The sequence below is a fragment of the Candidatus Nitrosocosmicus sp. T genome, assembly GCF_054408485.1.
On sequence record NZ_CP166992.1, the window covers coordinates 361,261 to 381,656 of the forward strand.

Annotated in this window: 21 protein-coding genes; 11 read left to right on the forward strand and 10 right to left on the reverse strand. The window is 32.9% G+C overall.

Going from position 1 to position 20,396, the window contains the following annotated elements:
• Positions 1 to 77: 77 nt before the first annotated feature.
• The 3 genes from AB0A59_RS01865 to AB0A59_RS01875 all read right to left on the reverse strand — a co-directional run bounded on the left by AB0A59_RS01865 (position 78) and on the right by AB0A59_RS01875 (position 3,145).
• Positions 78 to 713 (reverse strand): hypothetical protein, encoded by a 636-nt coding sequence (locus tag AB0A59_RS01865; protein ID WP_458745973.1) that lies wholly within the window; start codon positions 711 to 713, stop codon positions 78 to 80.
• Between the two features lie 185 nt (positions 714 to 898).
• Entirely contained in the window at positions 899 to 1,762 is an 864-nt protein-coding gene (locus AB0A59_RS01870) for a hypothetical protein (RefSeq protein ID WP_458745975.1), read from the reverse strand.
• 762 nt (positions 1,763 to 2,524) lie between these two features.
• Complete coding sequence (locus tag AB0A59_RS01875; protein WP_458745976.1) at positions 2,525 to 3,145, reverse strand: hypothetical protein; 621 nt, start codon at positions 3,143 to 3,145, stop codon at positions 2,525 to 2,527.
• Positions 3,146 to 3,540: 395 nt separating this feature from the next.
• On the opposite strand from AB0A59_RS01875, the gene AB0A59_RS01880 reads away from it, so the two are divergent.
• Complete coding sequence (locus tag AB0A59_RS01880) at positions 3,541 to 3,729, forward strand: hypothetical protein (protein WP_458745978.1); 189 nt, start codon at positions 3,541 to 3,543, stop codon at positions 3,727 to 3,729.
• Positions 3,730 to 3,994: 265 nt separating this feature from the next.
• On the opposite strand, the gene AB0A59_RS01885 is transcribed toward AB0A59_RS01880, so the two are convergent.
• A complete protein-coding gene (locus tag AB0A59_RS01885; protein ID WP_458745980.1) occupies positions 3,995 to 4,663 on the reverse strand; it encodes a hypothetical protein in 669 nt (222 codons plus the stop codon).
• Between the two features lie 89 nt (positions 4,664 to 4,752).
• Between AB0A59_RS01885 and AB0A59_RS01890 the strand changes: the two genes are divergently transcribed.
• Positions 4,753 to 5,826, forward strand: a complete 1,074-nt coding sequence (locus AB0A59_RS01890) for a class I SAM-dependent methyltransferase (RefSeq protein WP_458745981.1) — start codon at positions 4,753 to 4,755, stop codon at positions 5,824 to 5,826.
• A gap of 15 nt (positions 5,827 to 5,841) precedes the next feature.
• Positions 5,842 to 6,594, forward strand: coding sequence for an alpha/beta fold hydrolase (locus AB0A59_RS01895; protein ID WP_458745982.1), 753 nt, complete (start codon positions 5,842 to 5,844; stop codon positions 6,592 to 6,594).
• Between the two features lie 486 nt (positions 6,595 to 7,080).
• Here the strand turns inward: AB0A59_RS01895 and AB0A59_RS01900 are convergent, their stop codons facing one another.
• Entirely contained in the window at positions 7,081 to 7,401 is a 321-nt protein-coding gene (locus AB0A59_RS01900; RefSeq protein WP_458745984.1) for a hypothetical protein, read from the reverse strand.
• A 464-nt stretch (positions 7,402 to 7,865) separates the two neighbouring features.
• Here AB0A59_RS01900 and AB0A59_RS01905 point away from each other — a divergent pair, with 464 nt between their 5' ends.
• The 6 genes from AB0A59_RS01905 to AB0A59_RS01930 all read left to right on the forward strand — a co-directional run bounded on the left by AB0A59_RS01905 (position 7,866) and on the right by AB0A59_RS01930 (position 14,558).
• On the forward strand, positions 7,866 to 8,129 hold the full coding sequence (locus AB0A59_RS01905; protein WP_458745986.1) for a hypothetical protein: 264 nt from the start codon (positions 7,866 to 7,868) through the stop codon (positions 8,127 to 8,129).
• Positions 8,130 to 8,508: 379 nt separating this feature from the next.
• Positions 8,509 to 8,772, forward strand: a complete 264-nt coding sequence (locus AB0A59_RS01910; protein ID WP_458745987.1) for a DUF5661 family protein — start codon at positions 8,509 to 8,511, stop codon at positions 8,770 to 8,772.
• 199 nt (positions 8,773 to 8,971) lie between these two features.
• On the forward strand, positions 8,972 to 9,247 hold the full coding sequence (locus tag AB0A59_RS01915; protein ID WP_458745989.1) for a hypothetical protein: 276 nt from the start codon (positions 8,972 to 8,974) through the stop codon (positions 9,245 to 9,247).
• Between the two features lie 848 nt (positions 9,248 to 10,095).
• On the forward strand, positions 10,096 to 11,073 hold the full coding sequence (locus tag AB0A59_RS01920) for a hypothetical protein (protein WP_458745991.1): 978 nt from the start codon (positions 10,096 to 10,098) through the stop codon (positions 11,071 to 11,073).
• A gap of 180 nt (positions 11,074 to 11,253) precedes the next feature.
• On the forward strand, positions 11,254 to 12,960 hold the full coding sequence (locus tag AB0A59_RS01925) for a DUF2254 family protein (protein ID WP_458745993.1): 1,707 nt from the start codon (positions 11,254 to 11,256) through the stop codon (positions 12,958 to 12,960).
• A gap of 536 nt (positions 12,961 to 13,496) precedes the next feature.
• Positions 13,497 to 14,558: a mechanosensitive ion channel family protein gene (locus AB0A59_RS01930; RefSeq protein ID WP_458745994.1), complete on the forward strand. Its 1,062-nt coding sequence runs from the start codon at positions 13,497 to 13,499 to the stop codon at positions 14,556 to 14,558.
• Positions 14,559 to 14,895: 337 nt separating this feature from the next.
• Here the strand turns inward: AB0A59_RS01930 and AB0A59_RS01935 are convergent, their stop codons facing one another.
• The 3 genes from AB0A59_RS01935 to AB0A59_RS01945 all read right to left on the reverse strand — a co-directional run bounded on the left by AB0A59_RS01935 (position 14,896) and on the right by AB0A59_RS01945 (position 17,000).
• Positions 14,896 to 15,477, reverse strand: a complete 582-nt coding sequence (locus AB0A59_RS01935; protein WP_458745996.1) for a hypothetical protein — start codon at positions 15,475 to 15,477, stop codon at positions 14,896 to 14,898.
• Between the two features lie 355 nt (positions 15,478 to 15,832).
• A complete protein-coding gene (locus AB0A59_RS01940) occupies positions 15,833 to 16,339 on the reverse strand; it encodes a hypothetical protein (protein WP_458745998.1) in 507 nt (168 codons plus the stop codon).
• A gap of 490 nt (positions 16,340 to 16,829) precedes the next feature.
• A complete protein-coding gene (locus tag AB0A59_RS01945) occupies positions 16,830 to 17,000 on the reverse strand; it encodes a hypothetical protein (protein WP_458746000.1) in 171 nt (56 codons plus the stop codon).
• 577 nt (positions 17,001 to 17,577) lie between these two features.
• Between AB0A59_RS01945 and AB0A59_RS01950 the strand changes: the two genes are divergently transcribed.
• Both AB0A59_RS01950 and AB0A59_RS01955 read left to right on the forward strand, forming a co-directional pair.
• Complete coding sequence (locus AB0A59_RS01950) at positions 17,578 to 18,051, forward strand: hypothetical protein (RefSeq protein ID WP_458746002.1); 474 nt, start codon at positions 17,578 to 17,580, stop codon at positions 18,049 to 18,051.
• Between the two features lie 756 nt (positions 18,052 to 18,807).
• On the forward strand, positions 18,808 to 19,053 hold the full coding sequence (locus AB0A59_RS01955; protein ID WP_458746004.1) for a hypothetical protein: 246 nt from the start codon (positions 18,808 to 18,810) through the stop codon (positions 19,051 to 19,053).
• 332 nt (positions 19,054 to 19,385) lie between these two features.
• On the opposite strand, the gene AB0A59_RS01960 is transcribed toward AB0A59_RS01955, so the two are convergent.
• A complete protein-coding gene (locus AB0A59_RS01960; RefSeq protein ID WP_458746006.1) occupies positions 19,386 to 19,568 on the reverse strand; it encodes a hypothetical protein in 183 nt (60 codons plus the stop codon).
• 397 nt (positions 19,569 to 19,965) lie between these two features.
• Positions 19,966 to 20,133, reverse strand: coding sequence for a DUF2080 family transposase-associated protein (locus AB0A59_RS01965; protein WP_458746008.1), 168 nt, complete (start codon positions 20,131 to 20,133; stop codon positions 19,966 to 19,968).
• Between the last annotated feature and the right edge of the window lie 263 nt (positions 20,134 to 20,396).

Consider the following 20,396-nt stretch of genomic DNA (forward strand, 5'->3'; position numbering starts at 1 on the left):
CGCATAAGCCAATTTTTCTCGTTTATTTCTTCACCTGCATCTTTTCTGTATTCTATCCATTTTACTAATTCAAGGTACTATTCGAAAGTGATGAAGGTAAAATATTCTTCTGGATCTCCTGCATATACAATCACCTTTGCTGCCACAATATTTCCATCTCTCTTAACAGGTCTAACATGACCCCACCGTAGATAATCCCACGCACTGAGCCTTATTCCTGATGATGCCATGGTATACAACAAAGCCTTCATACGACGATCCGGATATTCGGCTATTTTTTGAATCTCTGAGAGAGTGGGTGCTCTGTCATCGGCATACCTTCTTGTTTTTGGTAATCCACGAGTTATCCTTTTCCATCCTATTTCGATATCTGTCATCTCACATAGCAACTTGATGGATTTTACGAAATTTTTTAATGTTGCAGGAAATATCTCTCTCCTTTCCACCCTCTCTTTTTGAAATTGTAGAAAGTTCAAAATTTGAGAAAAAGCCCATCCAGGGGTGGTTCTTGATTTATCCACAAACAAGTTACAACGAACATTCATGGGTTCTTCATTAGATAGCAATTGAATATGATTAAAGAAAATTCTTAATCGTCTGACATACGTATCTCTTGTAACAGGGGATCTCATTCCATATAAATACAAAGAATAAGCGTCACTTTCTTTTGGCTTGTCTTCTTGCTCATTTTCTTTATATAATTCTGTTTCCAACTACTTTTTTCTCACTTTTTATTTATTTTGAGTCCTAATAAAGTAGTAAAATTACAACGGGCCCGGTGGGCTTCAGGACGATATCAGTCCTTTATGGTGGATTCCAATGGCGGTCATTTGGCAATGACGATGAATCTATCAATATGCGTATACCGTTGTGTCTCAGTACGTCACAGGAAATAGAATTAAATGTATACATTATCTTTTACAAACGTTTTTAAGATTTCAAATGTCTGTTCTAATGGTTGTAAAGAACTAAACATAATTAAAGTATGATTTCCGCTTTTGTTATCTGGCCAATATCCTTCTGGACAATAATCACATCTAGAATAGGTAAAATTGTATTCACTTAGTATTTTAATTCCATTTTCATTAAACGCTTGTCTATAATATGCTAAAGAACCGGGATGCGAGTTACCGTCATTATCCTTTGTGTCTTCAACTTGATTTGTGGGGGTGTAGAATCCTCCAACAATTAATTTGTTGTTACCGCTGCCATCGATATTTTCTTGATTGTTTTTGAGCACTGTAATTGTTCCTTCTTTTATTTCATAATCACTATCAGTTATTGAATAATTTCCAACGGGAAGTGTAAATGGTTCTGAATTATTTGTATAATCTAAGATACCAGTTGAAAATGATGAAGCATCGCTTTTTTCCTCATTATTGACATTGACTAATTCTAAATCATGTGGATGGGGGGTATCCCATGGTGCGTCGGCGTCCAAGAACACTAACTTTGTACCTTCATAGATAATGAGATTTGTAGGAATAAAATATGCATTCTTATCTGTAATTAGTTTATGCTGCTCCTCTTTCCAACTTTCATGTGCCTCATTTGCAATTAACATTACAAAGATGTTTGTGTTAGCAGGTAGTTTCAACATCTCAGTGGTATGTACGGATTCTGCAGAAGGAACATTAGAATAATTTGTAGTAACATTAGATGCAATCTCTTGAGCATTTGCAAAAAATAACTTATTAATTGCATTACTCTCAAAACAAATAACTGATAGTGCCGATACAGCCAGAAGAGCGAATAAATACACTCTGAGTATGTTCCCGTTAGATTCCATATCTATAAGATAGAGAGTGCATTCATACCTTATCGTATTTACTATAGTCTATTGCTAAAACGATTCGATTCAAATGAAGATGCATTTGAAAATACGCGTGCATCGATAAATGAGCGAATATGTTTTAGATTTACAATGATTTGTGTTTCAACTTACAGAAGCGTTTAGAATAAGCATGACGGTGGACTTCGAATCCATGAGGTATATGGGAAATGTTAATTAATAAGGAATCAGTTTTGTTATTTTACAAAGTAACTTAATTTACAACGGGCCCGGTGGTTTCCGCTGTATTTTCACAACTAAAAAAGGACTCGATTATGTAAACCGGATACATACTTAAACCTTTTTCGATTTCTGTAACGAAAATTAAATATTCAAAATGATTACTTCGATACTACGAGTCTAAATTCAATTTTATTATAAAAATTATTTTTACTTTGTAGTGTATTTACTTGTCAAATAATTTTCATACAATCGTTCGAATTCACCGAGAGAAATATCTATAATTATAGTTCTTGGGGTTGTGACGCCATCAAATTTACTACAATAAAGGAGCGATAGATAGATATAATAGTTTCCTAATTATTTTTATTTCGCGTCGAATTAGAAATTTTCTTCATATTCTATACTACTAAGAATTGCTATGAATGAATTCTCAATTCTTGCACAAGATATTATTTATTTTTTCAAATGGATGACGTTCCTCCCCTATTAGATAAAAAGTGAAAAGAATATCTATCTTTGAGCTCCACTATCTTGCGGTAGGTTTTCATTGTTACTATCCTCTGCTGTTTGTGGTTCTGAGACTGTTGGATTTTGTGGTACAACATTCATCAAACCAGGATTTGACGGGTTAGTATCCGCTGATTCACTATTTTGGTTGTTTGATGAATCTTCTAATTGTTCTAACACACCGACATTACCAGGTGGAACACGTTGGTCGGTTAATGGTGAACTTGGGTTTGGTTGTTGTTCATCTATAGCGTTACTATCGTCATTTGGAAATACTGATTCATCTGTCGTAGGTCCTGTGCGATATTGAAGTTCAGGTTCGGAGCAATTAATTTTTCCTCGACTTCCTCCATCCTCACATTCAGAACAGTATTCTTCAACACTTCCTCCCCCGAATCCTGTCCCTGGTTTAACGAAATCGAACCAACAGCATTCAACTATTTCTAGACCATTCGCGGATTCCTTACCTGTAGACTTACATGTTGTTTCTTTATCATTGGATTTATTGGGAACTGCATCAACATTTGACAATGTAATAGATAGTACCAAAACAATAGTAGCTATCATAGTTACTCTTTTCAAATATGTTTTTGCGCTTGTTTGGGCATTAATAATATTATTCATATCCTTGACTATTCGAACAAGCATATGAGGTTGACCCTAAAATTCTAAAACTCTTGTATTCTCATAGTTTAGGAATTATTATTCATTCATATAGTCAAATTAGACATGCTAGAATCATAAACCAACAGTAATAGAACATAAACCCTTTAGTCCGTATGAATACTACAGACGTCTCTTCTCTCGAAAGATGAGGTTCAATTTCTTCAATGCCAAAACCAAGTATCCAAGTCATAGAATAAGAATTTAATTGGCTTATTTTGACAATGAATTTCTAATTAAGGTTATTCTCAGGTAAGAATTCATTTACATAAAGATCAAATAGGAGTCTTTTTGATAATCTGTAATTGACCCGATGCCAGAATTGTCATAAAGGACTTAACTCTAGCTATATTAGATTGGGTTCAAAAGAATCCTCCAAGAAAACAGGACTTTACTGTATGACTTGCGATATTTACTATTCCCCTAACCTGACAAAACAGTATACTGTAATGCAAAAACAGTATACACTTAAAAGTTCAAATCAACCTTATCTTCCAAATCAAACGGGCCCGGTGGGTTTAGTAATAGATATATTACGAGTCTAAAATCATTTCAGGTAAAAATCTATCCAGATAACTAGTGTTTGACTATAAAAATTTCTTAAACGGATAGAATAGTTTGAAAGGATCTTAATCTTAAACGTTTTAGACATTCTAGTGATTAGTTAGCCTTGTACCGTTCCATTGTTTTCTAAATATTCTTGATTTTAAGCGGGCGTAAGTGATCTGTAATCACTCAAATAATCTAGTTTCTTATATTATGTCAGCTCGACATTTGTGCAACTTACAGTTTCAAACATGCCTTCAAATTTTAACTCAAGAATAACTTGTGAATACTTTCTTTGGTAATATTCAATTTGTACAATTCGTTTCCTTTTACTGCGAAAATCTGTTGATGGGCATCAAATAGCACTATAATGTCAGATACAGAAGAATTTAACAGATCTTTTATTTTGTATGGACAAAATACGAGACCCTCTAACTTGTTCTGGTTATAAGCGCTTTCAATTTCAATAGTCTCTTTAATCGAAAACTTTGCGATATCATTAAGCAGAAAATCAACACAACATAATTCTTTATTTTTGGATTTCTTTTTAATCTTCTGCAATATATTACTAAAATATTTCATAACATCACCATGAGAATAATCAAATTGTGTACTGTTATGGTCTATATCAATCCAATTCAAGTCTTTCAATAATTCTACATAGTTTTCATTTGAAGGTGGAATAAAACATCTGAACCATTTGTTATTACTATTTGTAAATATATCTAGGGATTTTAACAAGCGTGTCAAATCTTTATCATCGTCATAAAGGATCAAGTGGTGTCTCTTTGGAATCTCTTTTTGTTTTTTAATCCATTGATCTACGGCATCTTTTACTATCGAGTTTATAGATACCCCCTTCTGTCTAGATAGATCTCCCAACTGTGAGTGAGTGTCATTATCAAATCCACGAATAACTAGAGTATGTGACATTTACTTATTATGTGACTACTATAAATATAAATGCTAGCACGCTAGCGATATTAGCAATCCTTAAATAATGCTAGCGTGCTAGCATTATTATGAATCAAATATCAAAAGAAATTGATCAGGAAAAATTAAATAAATTTATTGAAAAAGTTGTAATCGATTGGGGTGCTGCAGGAGGCGTCTTCAATACATTCGTAGGAGACAAGTTGGGATTGTTCAAAGCGATGGCAGGAGCAGGTGAATTGACACATGAGCAGATAGCAGAAAAGACAGGAACACATCCACGGATTATAAAAGAGTGGCTGGCAGGTCAGGCAGCCGGAGGGTATGTTATTTACAATAGCATTAATAGGACATACTCTCTTCCTGAAGAACAGGCTTTGGCACTCACCAATGAAAATAGCCCCGCGTATGTAACAGGTTTCTATCAATCTTTGGTTAGCCTTTTTAAAGATGAAGAAAAAATTATTCAAGCATTCAGAAGTGGAAAAGGACTTGGGTGGGGAGATCACCATCATTATCTTTTTGAAGGAACAGAGAAATTCTTTAAACCTAACTATGTGGCCAATCTAACAAATAGTTGGATTCCTTCGCTTGAAAACGTAGAACCTAAACTCAAAATCGAAGGAGCAAAAATAGCAGACGTTGGATGTGGACATGGAGCTTCATCAATTCTAATGGCAAAGGCATATCCTAACTCACACATAATAGGATTTGATTCTCACAAGCCATCAATTGATTGGGCTAAAGACTTGGCGAAAAAAGAAAATCTTAAAAACCTAACTTTTGAAGTGGCCAAGTCAACTGACTACCCTGGTGATGATTATGATTTGGTCACTTTCTTTGATTGCTTCCACGATATGGGTGATCCCAAAGGAGCTGCTAGACATGTTCTCCAAACAATAGAGAAAAAAAATGGTACTTGGATGATAGTGGAACCATTCGCCAATGATAAATTAGAAGATAATTTAAATCCGCTTGGAAGAGTGTTTTTCTCAGTATCTTCTGTTGTGTGTGTTCCTGCTTCTTTAAACGAAAACGGTCCAGGTCTGGGAGCACAAGCAGGTGAACAAATGATAACAGAATTGATAAAGTCGGTAGGTTTTTCTAAAGTTCGAAAGTCCACTCAAACACCATTCAACTTGATCTTTGAGGCGAAGCCTTAGAGGGTGGATAAAGCCATGTCGGCTACAAATAATGAACAGTATAAACACTACGACCAAACCCTTCAATCATATGATTTGGATACAGCCTTACCCCGTATAGTTTTGATTCACGGTGCTTTTAGTGATGGAACTATATGGCACAAGGTTGTTCCTATTCTAAAAAAAGCAGGCCATAATGTTAGGGCAGTGCAATTACCTCTACATTCATTAACTGATGATATATCTACGGTTAATCGTGCAATCGATTTAATGGGTGCACCAACACTTCTTGTAGCCCATTCTTACGGGGGATTTGTAATGACTAATGCTGCTCACAATAATCCTCGTGTAACGGGTTTAGTTTATGTCGCTGCATTTGCTCCAAAAGAAGGTGAATCAATCTCAGATTATATTGACGTTACCAAGTTGCCAAAAGATTTTTTGATTAGTGATAGTGGTGGATTCTTGTACTTGAATCCTGTATTTTTCCACGGTGCAATGGCTCACGATGTTAATCCTTCGGAGGTGACCATATGGAATTCAGCACAAAAACCAATTAACCGTTCTATTCTTGAAGCAAAATCGGGTCCACCTGCTTGGATAGATCTTCCATCATGGTATCAGATGTCTATAAAAGATCAGTTAATTCCACTACAATTACAACAGAAATTTGCAGATCAAATAAATGCAACAACTATATCTATCAACTCTAGTCACGCATCTCTTGTATCTAATCCAGATAAAATCGCGGACTTTATCATGAGGGCTGCAGAAAATGTACAAAAATAATAGATGAAAGTTGTTTCATTATCCTTAGTCCGAGTCGCTAATCTGAGAACTTGATTATTCTCTAGATTTTTTAATCAAATAAAAATTATTATTATAATGTAAAATGGGCCCGGTGGGCTTCGAATCCATGAGGTATATGGGAACTGTTAATTTAATAAATTATAACTTGGATGAAATCAAATTTGGACCTTTCCTAATATGGTGATAAAATTAATTCAATGCTTTTATTATATTAGAAGAGATCTTTTCTCTACTAATTTGCCTAGGGAAGCAATAATCATAAATTGGCTGGAAGCAAAACCACATTGATAGGTTTGGTTACTTCCTAATATCCCTACCTTATTTACTGTTCTATTTTCAACAAGAGAATTAACTAATATCCCTTTGAAGGTAGGGCTAAGGCTATGAAAAATATTTTCAATGTAAAATAAAGTGGTTCTGTTCGCAGATAGTTTGATGATACAAATAGGGGCATAGGATGTCTTTTCAAATAGAATTATAATTTCTATACATGTTCAGTAACTGTCTTGCAAAATTCTCGTCATCTTCATCCAGATGAACACCTTTATTTACAAAATTGCGATTCGTTAGAGAAACTTTTTTGTCTAATGTTTCAATATATCCTCTTAATACGAGAATCTTAAATATTTTATCTAAAATTTCATTATCTGCATTTTTTTTCATAAAAGTTTCATATTCATCTAATCTCATGGTTGTTATTCCTCTAGACTTAAATTCATCCGTTAAGTTTGCATATTTAATATTAGCTTTTTCTATTAACAGTTTGATTTTTAACAGTTCATCCATATTATTCAATATTCAATCTATCTCGCAACCTGTGTTTAAAGATTAATTTTGAACTAATGACGATGGTATTTAGTTACATTCAACTTGGGAATGCTCTAGTAAAAGGCTTGACAATTTTTTTTTCGCTATCTAGTGTTTGTTCTAATAAAATAGTAGAATTACAGCGGGCCCGGTGGTTTCCGCTGCATTTTCACCACTAAAAGAGGACTCTAATTCTATGAATAATGAATAAAATAAACGTTTCATCTAAAGGAAGAAAGATAATATTATTAACTATCGGTATATTCTAAAATTTCGAGTGTAACTAATTTTTATTCTCCCTTTCTAAATTTATTATGGACTGCGTAAACATGAATTTTATTTTTGAATAATGACACTAATTCATCGCTAAATCGTGATCCTCATTGAAATAATTAGTGTTCTGATATTCAAATCCCTTTATAGTATGTCATACTATGTATATCATGAACTTCGGATTAGTCTTATTACCTATATTCTTCTTATCTATCGTGCAAGTTGCACATGCTCAGAGTCTTACAGATTCGATAAATAATGCAGTAAATAACGACATTGCAAATACATTTGACTCGATAAATCAGGCCTCGAATAGTAGCAATAATTCCCTATCTGGAAATGATACTGGCTCTCAGTCTACTACAACTACTACGACTACAAGCGGGCCTGGCAATTCAAATTTTACTACTACAATGAAAACCAACAGTCAGTAGTAGGTTGAAAATTTATTTCTGATTGTTATAGCATACGTACATAGATTTTATTTATATTTCATTGATTTTTCTCATATCATAAACAAGTATACGCTATTCAATTCTAGGTTTAAAGAAAGCCAAAAACGAATGAAAAGCAGCGTTCATTGAAGCCACCCTCAAGGTATTTGACCTTTTGATCGAAAATATAAAGTTGAAGAAACTCCACAACTTAATACTCCTTAATTATGCAGCTAATTCTGAATAGTCCAGGATTAGATTCTATGTTCATAGAAATGCCGACCTAAAAACAATCATTATCGAACTGCAAAACCAGATATTTATAATTTTTCTGAAAATGGAAAATAATACTAACAAGTAGTGTTATTAGTATTGTATCTTGACAGCAAAGCATTTTACAAAAGAGGATGCCAAAAGAATTGGTGAGTCTATAGGTATTGATTGGACTAAGTTTGACGTAGAGCAATTTAGAATGGGGTTAGATGTAGAATTAGAACACGGAAGTCGCGAATTATCAACGAATGTAACAAATGATGATGAAATAACGACTGGAAAGATTGCACTAGCACATTTAAATGAATTTTCTGATTATTATACACGACTGCAAAAAATGGAAAGTCAAGCAAAAGAAGAGCAGTCATAGAGCCATTATTAATAATTAATTTTAATTTCAGAAAGACTGATCAATTGTACGGTAATTCCTAATGTATTTTTATAAATATTTATACAAGTTTTCAATATTTTCATATGAAAAAGATCAATACCTTCAAATGTCTTTAGGAGTTGGTCAGCATTTAACCTTACAGAAGTAAAGAACACTTCTTGACTTCCAGCAGCTGATAGTGGTACTCAATAGGACAACACCTATAGCACATAATATTACAATGCTAAGGGACAATAATAGTACATTATTTACAGGACCATTTGTTACCGCTGGCAAATCATTGCCCTTGAAATTAATAAAGAGCAATAATAACGAAACAAACCTATATGGTCCTGATTTTTGCATCACTGGGGCATATCATATCGATGCACCATTTCTAGAAGGTAATGGAAACTATACTATAAGAACAGATGCGACCTCGAATAATTCTATACGGCCCAAAATTCCCGAGTGAAAGAGTTCACGTAACGTACTGTGAAATAACACAGTATGATATCGGCTGGAAGCGATAATGGCATCTAATCTACTACTATTATGACTACTACAAGTCGATCAGTCAAACACGAAAAGGGATAATCAAATAAGCCAAATAGATTGATTTATGTAAAAAAGCGTTTCTAAAACTATGATTGTCGAATGATATATCAAAATGAATTATGACCTGTCTCCATTAACTACATGGCAGTGTATCAATGGGGACTAGTAATAAAGAAACCATTATACAAAATCCTATAGAAAAAAATATTTCTATATTGGAGAAAACGAATTTTTTTGATAAATAGATTTTGTGAATAAAGAATGAATGTTACTAGATTAACATTTATGCCCAATTTGTAGTTCTCATTGATCAAACCATTAGAAAAGAGTTAATTTGATTCCAAAAATACGATAAAGTCTGTATTGTTATTAATTATAGCTCTAATGTCATAAAAATGTGTAAAATGATCGATTGTAGAATTACATACATTTGAAGTATCCCATCGCAATACAACAAATGGAGGAGGGGGGTATAGATTCGCCTCTTATTACACATAATGGATTAATATTAGATTGAGCATATATGCCGTCAAAAAGAAAGGGCAGACAAACTGTTACACTACTGGTCAAAAAGAGAAATACTAACACAATTATATATCGTATCATTAAACTGCTAAATTAACAAACAAATATTATTTAAGGTAGCTTTGTCTCAGCTAAAGCAGCGCGGTATAATCGATAGTGTCCTCAATATAATAATAGTAAAATCTATCTCACCAAAACAAATACTCACCATATTAAACTAGTATAATCATCTGATAGAATATGAATAGATTTTTTATTAATTATTTTATTACAAAAAAAAGATATATTTTATTGGCTATAATTGAAGTGTTCTTGTTTGTAGCATATTTTTATATTGTTTCACCGTCAAACTTCGGGTCTTTTTCTGACACGCTAAGATATTATATATCTGCATTAGGGACATTACTTGCAGTCGTAGTTTCATTTAACACTCTAGCATTACAAAATCAAATGAAAAACCTTCCTAAAGATCTATCCCAAGTACAAGACCAGGTCAATAATTTGAATGATTTGCTAAGACCTGTTCAAAGTATAAAAGAAAGTAATTCTAGATCTTCTATGAATAACGTTAATACAACTAAAAATTCAGATAAGATTAAAAACATTAAATTAAATGATAATGAGGAGAAAGAGATTTTATCTCGCGCTGCTGAAAATTTAACAGACGCCGTCAGGGGTATGATTATCATAGTCAGACTTTTATCAAAACAGGCTATCGAAGATAAAAGCAATTTAAAAGAGGGAGAACATGATAGGAAGTTATCCTCTATATATGATGGCATTATTACAGAGTGTAACTCTCGATTATCTTTATACAAAAAGACCCCACACATTTTCTCCGTTATCGTCATCTCTACTACAGGGTTCATTCAGAGACTCAATTTTAGTATGAATTCAGATAAAGAAGATAATGCAAAAGCAGTTTATGAATCTCTGAAAAGACTACATGTTTTAAAAAGTATTGGTTATTCTATTTTTATTCGAAATATGCTAGCAGATCTATCTAAAGAATTGTTAATTTCTTCCATTCCAGTTATCACGTTTATCGGCTTGATAGCTTCCATCTCTAATTATGAAAATTACGATATATTGATGTTACGAGTTCTATTTGCAATTAGTATTACAATAGCATCTATTCCATTTATACTGCTATTTATTAGAACAATGCCAATACTCTATCTAATTAAGGCATCCTCTACAATTCCTTTTTCTCGGTAATACATGTTCGAGGTTCTAAAACGGAAAATAGCATCAATTCAGGTCAGGATTGTAGAGTGTGTTAATAGCGACCTCCAAAAAAATCGAGCAGCACTCTTCTGTAATCATCTAGAATTCTACTATTATAATAAATATTAGGGTATGTATTTAATAAACAAAGATAATTCATAATTCGTATAAGTGGCATCATATGAATTATCCAACATTCCTATTGTTATTCGTTCTAAATGGAAGGTGTTTACCAAGTCTATTCTGTTTTATCCTGTTCTATTTGCAGTTGCTGCATTAATACTATTCTTAATAACATCCTTGGTTGACAATTCTTTTCCTACCGGCTACAGCGTTGATATAGAATACGTGGATCCTTTAGTATTTACTGGAAGTCCTGGTGCGGCCAGAAGTATCCTGTCAGCTATAGCTACTGGATGGGCAACTATTCTTGGAGTAGCATTTTCTGTAACCTTGATTACCTTGCAGCTTTCTGTTTCAAAATACATATCTCATTTAGTAAATCGCTTTGAGGAAGATAAAATCAATCAACTTGCCTTGAGTTGGTTTATCTTTACTGTTACTTATTCTCTTTTGGTTTTAAAAACTGTTAGGACCGGAGAATCGTCTATAAATTTAGCATCAATGATGAATATGTCTAGTTTGTCCGTAAGTGGCAATCAACAACTTGAGTTATCCGTCTTCACTCCAATCATTGGAGTAAATTTGGCTATAATCATCTCTATTGTAGGGTTGTTTATGCTTATATTATATCTTCATAATATCAGCTCTTATCTTAAACCAAATATACTCATATCAAAGCTTATTGATCAAATCCTCAATGCCCTAAAACCATATGAGAAGAGAACGTCAAGCCAATCATCAAATGACAAGAGGATTTACAAATCAAAAATACTTGAAATAAACTCTCCCCGTAAGGGCCTACTTGCCTTTATAGATTGGAGTAAGGTTTCAGAAAATCTAATGGATTTAGCACTAAAGAAACAAAAGAATCTGTGGATCGATTATTCTAAATCAATTGGAGATTGGATTGAAGAACAGGATAACATAGCTATTGTTTACGAATTCGATGAGTTTAGTACAAGTGAGAAAAAGGCCTGGAGTCAGATATCCGGAGAAAAACGGATTTCCATAGGAAACCTAAGTCAGAAGAAGGATAGAAGAAACCAACACAATAAAGCCGATATCAGCAAAACCAAACAGAAGTTTCTTCGATGTATGGAAATAACTGATGATAGAGATTTAGCACGTGATCCATTATTTGGTATAGAAGTACTAAGAAGTGTTGCTGTAAAGTCTGCAGAATTGGGCGATACCGATGTAATTAAATCTTGTATAACAGGTCTGTTTAGGGTATTACATTATGCTCTCATACATAAAGAAATAATTGGTATTCCATTCACTTTAACTACAGAAGATTCCAAGAGAACGGTTAATAAGATAAAATTCCAAGAAATGGAAAATAACAATAGCGAAGAAAATCATATTCGTACAAACAATGAATCACTTCAGACGTCTACGTTAAAAGCAATAATAAATCCAAAGGAGATATTATTAGATACCATAATTCTAGTAGAATTATCGACCATGATGGACAAAATTCTAACAACTAGAAACGTTCCTCTTGTTTATCATATGGTTAGTGAATACATTGCACAGTGTAAGAACCTTGTTCGTCAAGATAAACACGAAGAATTTAGAGTGCTCACAGACTGGTGCTCGGGTCAGCTATCTTTGGTTTTAAAGACCTTCCCACCACATTTAACCTCTTCCTTTATTAAACAACTACTAAACTTCAAAAAGGATTTAGAAAATGATCAGCCTCGATTTGCAAAATTATTTGACATATATATGAAGGATATTATTTCTAGGCCATGAGAAAAGAAATTCAAAAGGAAAGGAGAAAGGAAAACCGAGACGGACTGGCACTCAATTAAATTAAGTCAGTCAATTAAAGAAGTTATAGAAATCAATTTAACAAGATTATTAAATTATCAAAACTAGGAATTTTAGATTTAAGAAAATGCATAACTAATCAACAAGACATCTTTTAACATTTTATCCGCTAAATTTACATTAATGATGGATTGTTTTCCTAACGAGATACAATGTTTTAATAGCGAAGATGATGACCTCAAGATACTATTTGAATAACAAAGTTAATAATATCAAATGATTGGTAAATATTAAAATTATATATCGAATTTATAGATAACATACAAGAATATATTAGAAATAATTCCCTCTTTTCATTTTGGTAGTTATGTATCAGTATATTTTATTATTTTTACCTATATGATAAATTTGCTAAACAGGAAGCCGGTGCTGACGAGACCAAGATTATGTTGTATTTTATGTAGGACGTTGACGAGTAATCTCTTTTAAGCAATATTAATCATTAGCATTTACAGTACATGTTAGACGCCATCCTAAATGACATTCTAAAAGTTTATGGACAAGATGAGGTTGATGTCGGAATAGAAACTGGTGGTGGGGGCGGTGGAGGAGAGCCATCCATAGTGGGGGAACAATCAGAATCTGCATCACCTCTTCGATCCACAGAAGCAATTGCAGGTATTGGCAGTTATTGGGATAGTATCATTTTTTCCATTATAGTCATAACTGCTGCTATAGCCGCTTATTTTGTCATACGATTTTTCATAAACAAATCGGCCAACTCCTTAAATCTCGATAGAAGACAATTATCCGGGATTAATTCAATAACTAAGATGGCTATTATTGTAACAGCCGTTATCGCCATTATATTTCATTTCTCTTCATTAAGCGGTGTAGCAGCTGGAGCAATTAGCGTGGCAGCTGGAACAATTATCGGTTTTTCTTCAAGAAATACAATTAGTAATGCTATTGCGGGGATATTGCTGTTATCCGCTCGTCCTTTCAAACTAGGCGATAGAATTAGAACAACTGAGGATGAAAGCCTAATCGGAGACGTTGTGGAAATTTCATTGCTATATACAAAAATCAAAACCATAAGAAATGAGCTTGTAGCAATTCCAAATCAAACACTATTACAAAGACAAATAGTAAACTATAGTGGACTGGATGTCCTTTCAATTACGGTGAATGTATCATTAATTTATAATAACAACCGAAATCTAATCGAAAAAATATTGATAGATTGTGCAAAGGATACGGAAGGAATAGTAACATCAGATGATTTTCCTTCTGATGTAGCAAAGACTTCTAGATCTTTCCATACTGCAGATAATTTTGTAACAGATCCGTTTGTTTTACTTGTAAAGTTTGGAGATTATGGTGCAGTATATGACCTCAGGGCATTTACAAACAAACCAAGGGAATTTCTAAAAATTACTTCTGAGATTAGAAAGAGAATCTATGATTCATTTCAAAGGAATGGTATTGATTTAACCGTCCCACAAGCACAAGTATCTTTGCAAAATGATATTGACAATGATAACAAATTTAACAAAAGTGTGACAGACAAGATAACATAAACAATCTTCCAGAGTTTAAAGATGACAATCTGAATTTCTGCATAAAAATTATACTAACAAAAGCAAATTGAAAAGCTTCTGAAAAACCAGATTATTATATATGAAACAACTAGCTTTAGCAAATAGCCGACGGGTCATTCTTTTATTTTTAGTAACCTAATGTTTTGCGGTGTATGGTTGTAAGTGGGCATATATACATAGAGATAATCTCTGGTGTTATATGTACCGCTATAAATCGATAATTATATTATCGTAACTTGTTGTTTCCAAGGACCTAATAGTAATAAATATTCGAATTCATTTAATAAAATGTTAAACTTGAGCGGCTGTTAACCTATCACTGTACATTTACTCTAAAGATGTATGAAACATATCCTGAGCTTTCCAAATAATTATCTGGACTTGGTATCCAGGTCGCTATAGTAAGGATAAGATACTGACCTTTATCCAAATCTATAATGAACCTATCTGATTTTCCATCCTCTGATATCGATAAGACCTTAACTTGAGTACCATTTATGTGGTAAGCTGTAGCTGATAGAGTATTGGGTTGATTTTCAGGCTTTGGATTTCCTTCTATTACAAGTTGCATCTGTTCATCTTTTGAAATATTTATAGTCTGTTCTGGAATTATAGACGTGATGTTGGAACTATTGTTTCCAAAAGATTCCAGGTTATCATTAACATCCCCGTAAGAAAATGCAGCTGATCGTAATTCTCCAACATAGGTATTGTTATCATGTTTTATTGAAATAGATGGAGCACCTTCTGTAGTACTAAATGGATTGCGAGGTTCGGGATTTGGCTGGCCAACTTGAAGAGCGGATGTTGTATTCTCTTTGTAAGGAAACGATGCTATAACAGAGATTAATACAACATATGTTATTATTAGAATAGCAAAAATCCTCTTTTTTTTCACATATCGATATATTTAAGAAAGTATATATTCTGTAATAATTTGTAATATTTTGAAGCTTTAGTGGGGTATCATATCTATTCCTAATCTCCACAACCTTATCCCTGGTTACCGGAGACCTCATTCCAAATAAATATAAGGAATATGCACTTCCTTGGGTCCTATTTTCCACTGGTTCATGTTGTAACTCTAAATCCAACTAATCTTTTCTCACTCTATATTTATTTTGAGTCCTAATAAAGTAGTAAAATTACAGCGGGCCCGGTGGGCTTAGTAATAGATATATTACGAGTCTAATTTTAAAAGTAAAATACATTAATCAAATAAAAAAATTATTTAATTCAAAATTATTGCGAATTTATTTCTCCTTGCAGACACCAGGTTTTCCAGGAACTTCACCTGCTGTTCCACCCTTGCATCCTACCACAACAAGTTCATCTGCTTCAATATCTACTGAACTATCTGTCGGTGTGTTACTGCTTGTAGATTGATCGTCTTCTTTGCAGACACCAGGTTTTCCAGGAACTTCACCTGCTGTTCCACCCTTGCATCCTACCACAACAAGTTCATCTGCTTCAATATCTACTGAACTATCTGTCGGTGTGTTACTGCTTAAGAAATTACTTTCTAGAACTAACAGGCGGCTGTCGCTTGGGTTATCCAATATTATGATATCATCTGGAAAACAATCCGTATCTGTTTTTGGATTACATCCAGTTTTATCAGGATCATTTGGCTTAGCTGCGAATATATCACTTGTAGGCAATACATAACATGTTAGTAATGCAAATGTGACTATCATAGCAATTATTGCATGTTCGTGTCCTTTCTTTTCATAATGTTGAGTTGTTATTTTGTTACTCATATCATCAATAAGGAATAAAAAATATATTGGATTTGCTAACAAGTTGCAATACTCTAATATTCTAATACTTTTAGAATGGAAAGCAAATTATAAAAACATCATAAAACTCCATCCATGGTATAATGATTATTAACAATATTCATGACAACCTAAGTTTGTACACGCCTTAGGAGTTGACGAAAGAATGATTGAGTTAGATAGAGTAGTAGATCCAATTAGATTTTGAACTATTGACTTTAACTTAAGCGTATAAGTCAGAGTAGGTCCGAATCGAACTTATATTGCATGAATCAAAAGTAAGAATATTTCTTTTATTTTGAGTAGAATTTAAGAACTTTTGTAAATGCAGTTATCTAACGGGGCATAAGATATTGGATATCAAGTGAAAAATTTCCTTAAGGCTACAGAGCATAGTTTTCAAATAAATACTCATTATCAATTGTAGAAAAAGGTTTAGGGACACGGAACAATAATAATGGAAGCGAGCGACCTACCACCCATCTTCGAATCTATACTCAAAAGATGTTTGAGTGATTTCATCTTCAACACCGCAAATCTCTCCGTTAACAATAATGGTTTTTTCCAACTTGAAATCATCATCTTCAGCCGCAGCATCACCATTACCTTCGCCTTGTAATCCTATATAGGGATCTTGGGGCATAACTAATAATTCTCTATTTGAATCTTCATCAGCTATTTTGAATTAAATTTTCTCCCATTGCTTCATGGGTGTTTAATACCATTACTGATATTGACCCAGTTATTAGGAACGCTATAAAAAGAAAACAGCCTCCTGAAATTGTCATTATGTTTTTGTGAGTTATGATTTTTTTCATACTGCTTCTTGATAAAGAAAATATATTGGATTTTCTAACTAGGTGCAATATTCTAAAACTCTCATACTATTGGAACTTAAAATTTATAATGGCAAGTCACACGCAAAGACAAGGTTTGAGGCGGTAAAGTATCACATGGTCTTTGTAATTAATTTTAAATAGATTTCATGTTATTTAGTATGGTATTACATTATACGAGTTAATAAAGTAACGTCATCAAAACTAATAGTGATGTTATAATCAGGGAGAATATAACTTTTGTAATATGAATTGAACTTGTTTATTAGATATTATTTCGTCCCCACTAATACGATAAAACTATCATTTTCAAATCTTCTTAGACTATTAGAATATTGCAATTTAAGGATAAATTCTAAATAATTTGGCTTTCTATCAAAGTGTATGAGTAAAAGATCACATATTAAAATGAATAAACTGAATCAAGATGGGAAGCTATTTCATATTTTCTTATCTGTAGTAACAGCCCTAACTCTTCTAGCCAATTCCCCAATGATTATGGATGTAGCAATAGCAACTCAAGGTGAAAATCAGAGTAATTTTATTATACGGGCCACTCTGGTTGACGATTTGGATATTGATATTGATCACGTTTTCTCTGATTTAGTGGATATATACGTAAAAGAGCATCCTGAATATGGTCATTTTAACATAGATTTATCTGATGCACTATATAGTGACACATCTAATGGAGAATATACGACAGATATAGTAATGCCATCTGGAGTGTTAGAGGTAAACGAGACATTTCACATCTGTATAGAAGGTTCTGTAACTGGCGGGGGTAATGGAATGATATGTTATAATCTCTTAAATAATCCTCAACAAGGACCAGAGGAGATAACAATAAGGATATAAATTTGAATAATCTAATAGATGTTAACTTGAAAGTATTTTTTCTTTATTGTTCGCATTAATCTAAAAAAGTAATTGGATCCAGGTTATTTGTTTTTCGATTTCTCTATCCTGTTTCACCTAACTATGCATTGTCATTTATGATGGTTATTAGGCTGGATATTTTTTCGTATATCATTTTTTCAGCCATTTTTTTTGTATTGATACATATCGAGATTACATTTGTCTTTATCGTTATAATTTTCTCGAATAAATTTTAATCTATACACTTTATAGTGTTATCTTAAAAGTTTGCCTTTGGATTAATTCTTAATCTTTGTCTGAAATAACCTTTACATATTCTCCTTTTTCCGTTCAATACCTATCATACTCCATTATTCTACTTCGATGAAATTTTTCCTTAATTTTACTATTTCGGGGTTTTGTCCTTAACATACTTTTACAACAAGGACATCTAGTATCCTTATCCCATTTCAAAAAGATTTGACAAATTTGACATCTTTTATGGTTAGATAGATAATGTGAATAGTGACTATTTTTAAGTGATCTACTAGCTTTGTGTATGATACATTTACCTTTACAATTTAACATAAATAAATAGATCAAGCTTAGAAGTCAATGTATTTAAAAAACCTATAACCAATGCAATTGACTTCTGTGACAAAACGGTCGACATTAGCAATCCAGTAGAAGTCCAGTTTCTTATATGCTATTTAATTCAATAAATAAATACGATGAGAGCTTTGTATTACCTCTATCATGTCTATTTCAAAAGATTTAGACGAAGTAACTACAGTTATCGTCTGTCCTTTTTGCATCGAGCAGGGACCAAAATATTGGATTACTCGATATATGAATTTCCCAGGAAGACCTCGCAAAGCAAGTCCACTAAAAGTATACTTTTTATGCCTTACCTGTGGCCATAAAACTCGGGTTTTAGATAAAAAACTGATTCAGTTCATAGAAAAAGAATTTGAAAATCGATATAACGAATTAGATAGATAAATGAGATTAAGAGGCACACTAACTATCATCTATGCAAGATTTCGCACTTTCGACGTCTTGAGTTAACAGACGAGGTCTTGATATAATGTCAACTCTTCCAAAATCATTTTTATAAACATACACTTTAATTTTAAAATCTTCAAAACAACTGGTATTAATAATGGAAACTGTGTTATCATCATCTATGGTTTCGTCTACATCGCAGACTGGATCTTTCTTTAGTCAATCAATTATATTCCTCTATTGTGAATCAACATTTCTTCTTGCTTATGACACTAATATGGTATTGAGTTAAATTATATTAAGAACTACTTTGACTTGTAGATCAAGGTCTATTTGATTTGATGTGCTGTGGTAGAATGCTCCTCTAATTCCTGTTTTGATTTAAGCGTCTGACTACACTTTTCACATGAGAATACTGCACCAACATTTGATGAACTTTCATTTGAATTTTTTCCACCATCTACTTCAAAATTGTCGCTTATAGTATTAATATGACTGCAAATTATATACATGATTTCTCGTCGAAACAAAAAGTCAATTATAGTTTATCCAGAGAAATTTATTAAAGGTGTTTAATAGGATTGTTATTAAGACATTTTAATATTAAAACATATTGATAGGACCGCGACCGGTGGGCTTCAAGACGATATCAGTCCTATTCGGCGGATTCTCAAGCGAGTTTGAATCATAGTTATTGAACCGCTGGATACAAAATTTTATTTTTCTGACTGCTCTATACATACTAGTTTTAAAAATATAAGATACTGGCTAACAGATGGGCATTCATATATACAGATAGATTTGAAGAAGCAAAATATCAGGCGGGCCACTATGATTGACCATGAGACATATACATGTGTGTCAATAGAAGAGAAATTTAAGAAGTAATGATGTGAGTCAACAAAAAATTCATTCACCAATTTCCGTTACCCAAAATTTCACCCGCTTTCCTACCCAAGTTTTTGGCATTGATATTCTACCTGAGTTTCCATGAGCAGTTACAATGGTCTCCCTCTCATGTAGTTCATGGTTTAATAGATAGTTATGAATAAGCGAGTATTGTTCATCATAAGACATTAATGATGATAACCCTATATCACTTTCAAAATCTAAAACTTCATTCGGATACTCTATTACATTATTTTCATCTGTTTTTTGTATCCTTCCGTTAAAATAGAAGTATTTAGGAGAATCAAATTTAAACTTCGTTGGTGTATTCCCTTCCTTTTGAACCTTGAAGTAACTGATTACTATGTATAAACATATGTATAACGAAGGATTATACGACTAATAAACCTTACTACATTAGTTAATGTAAAATTGTGAAAGTGTTAGACCAC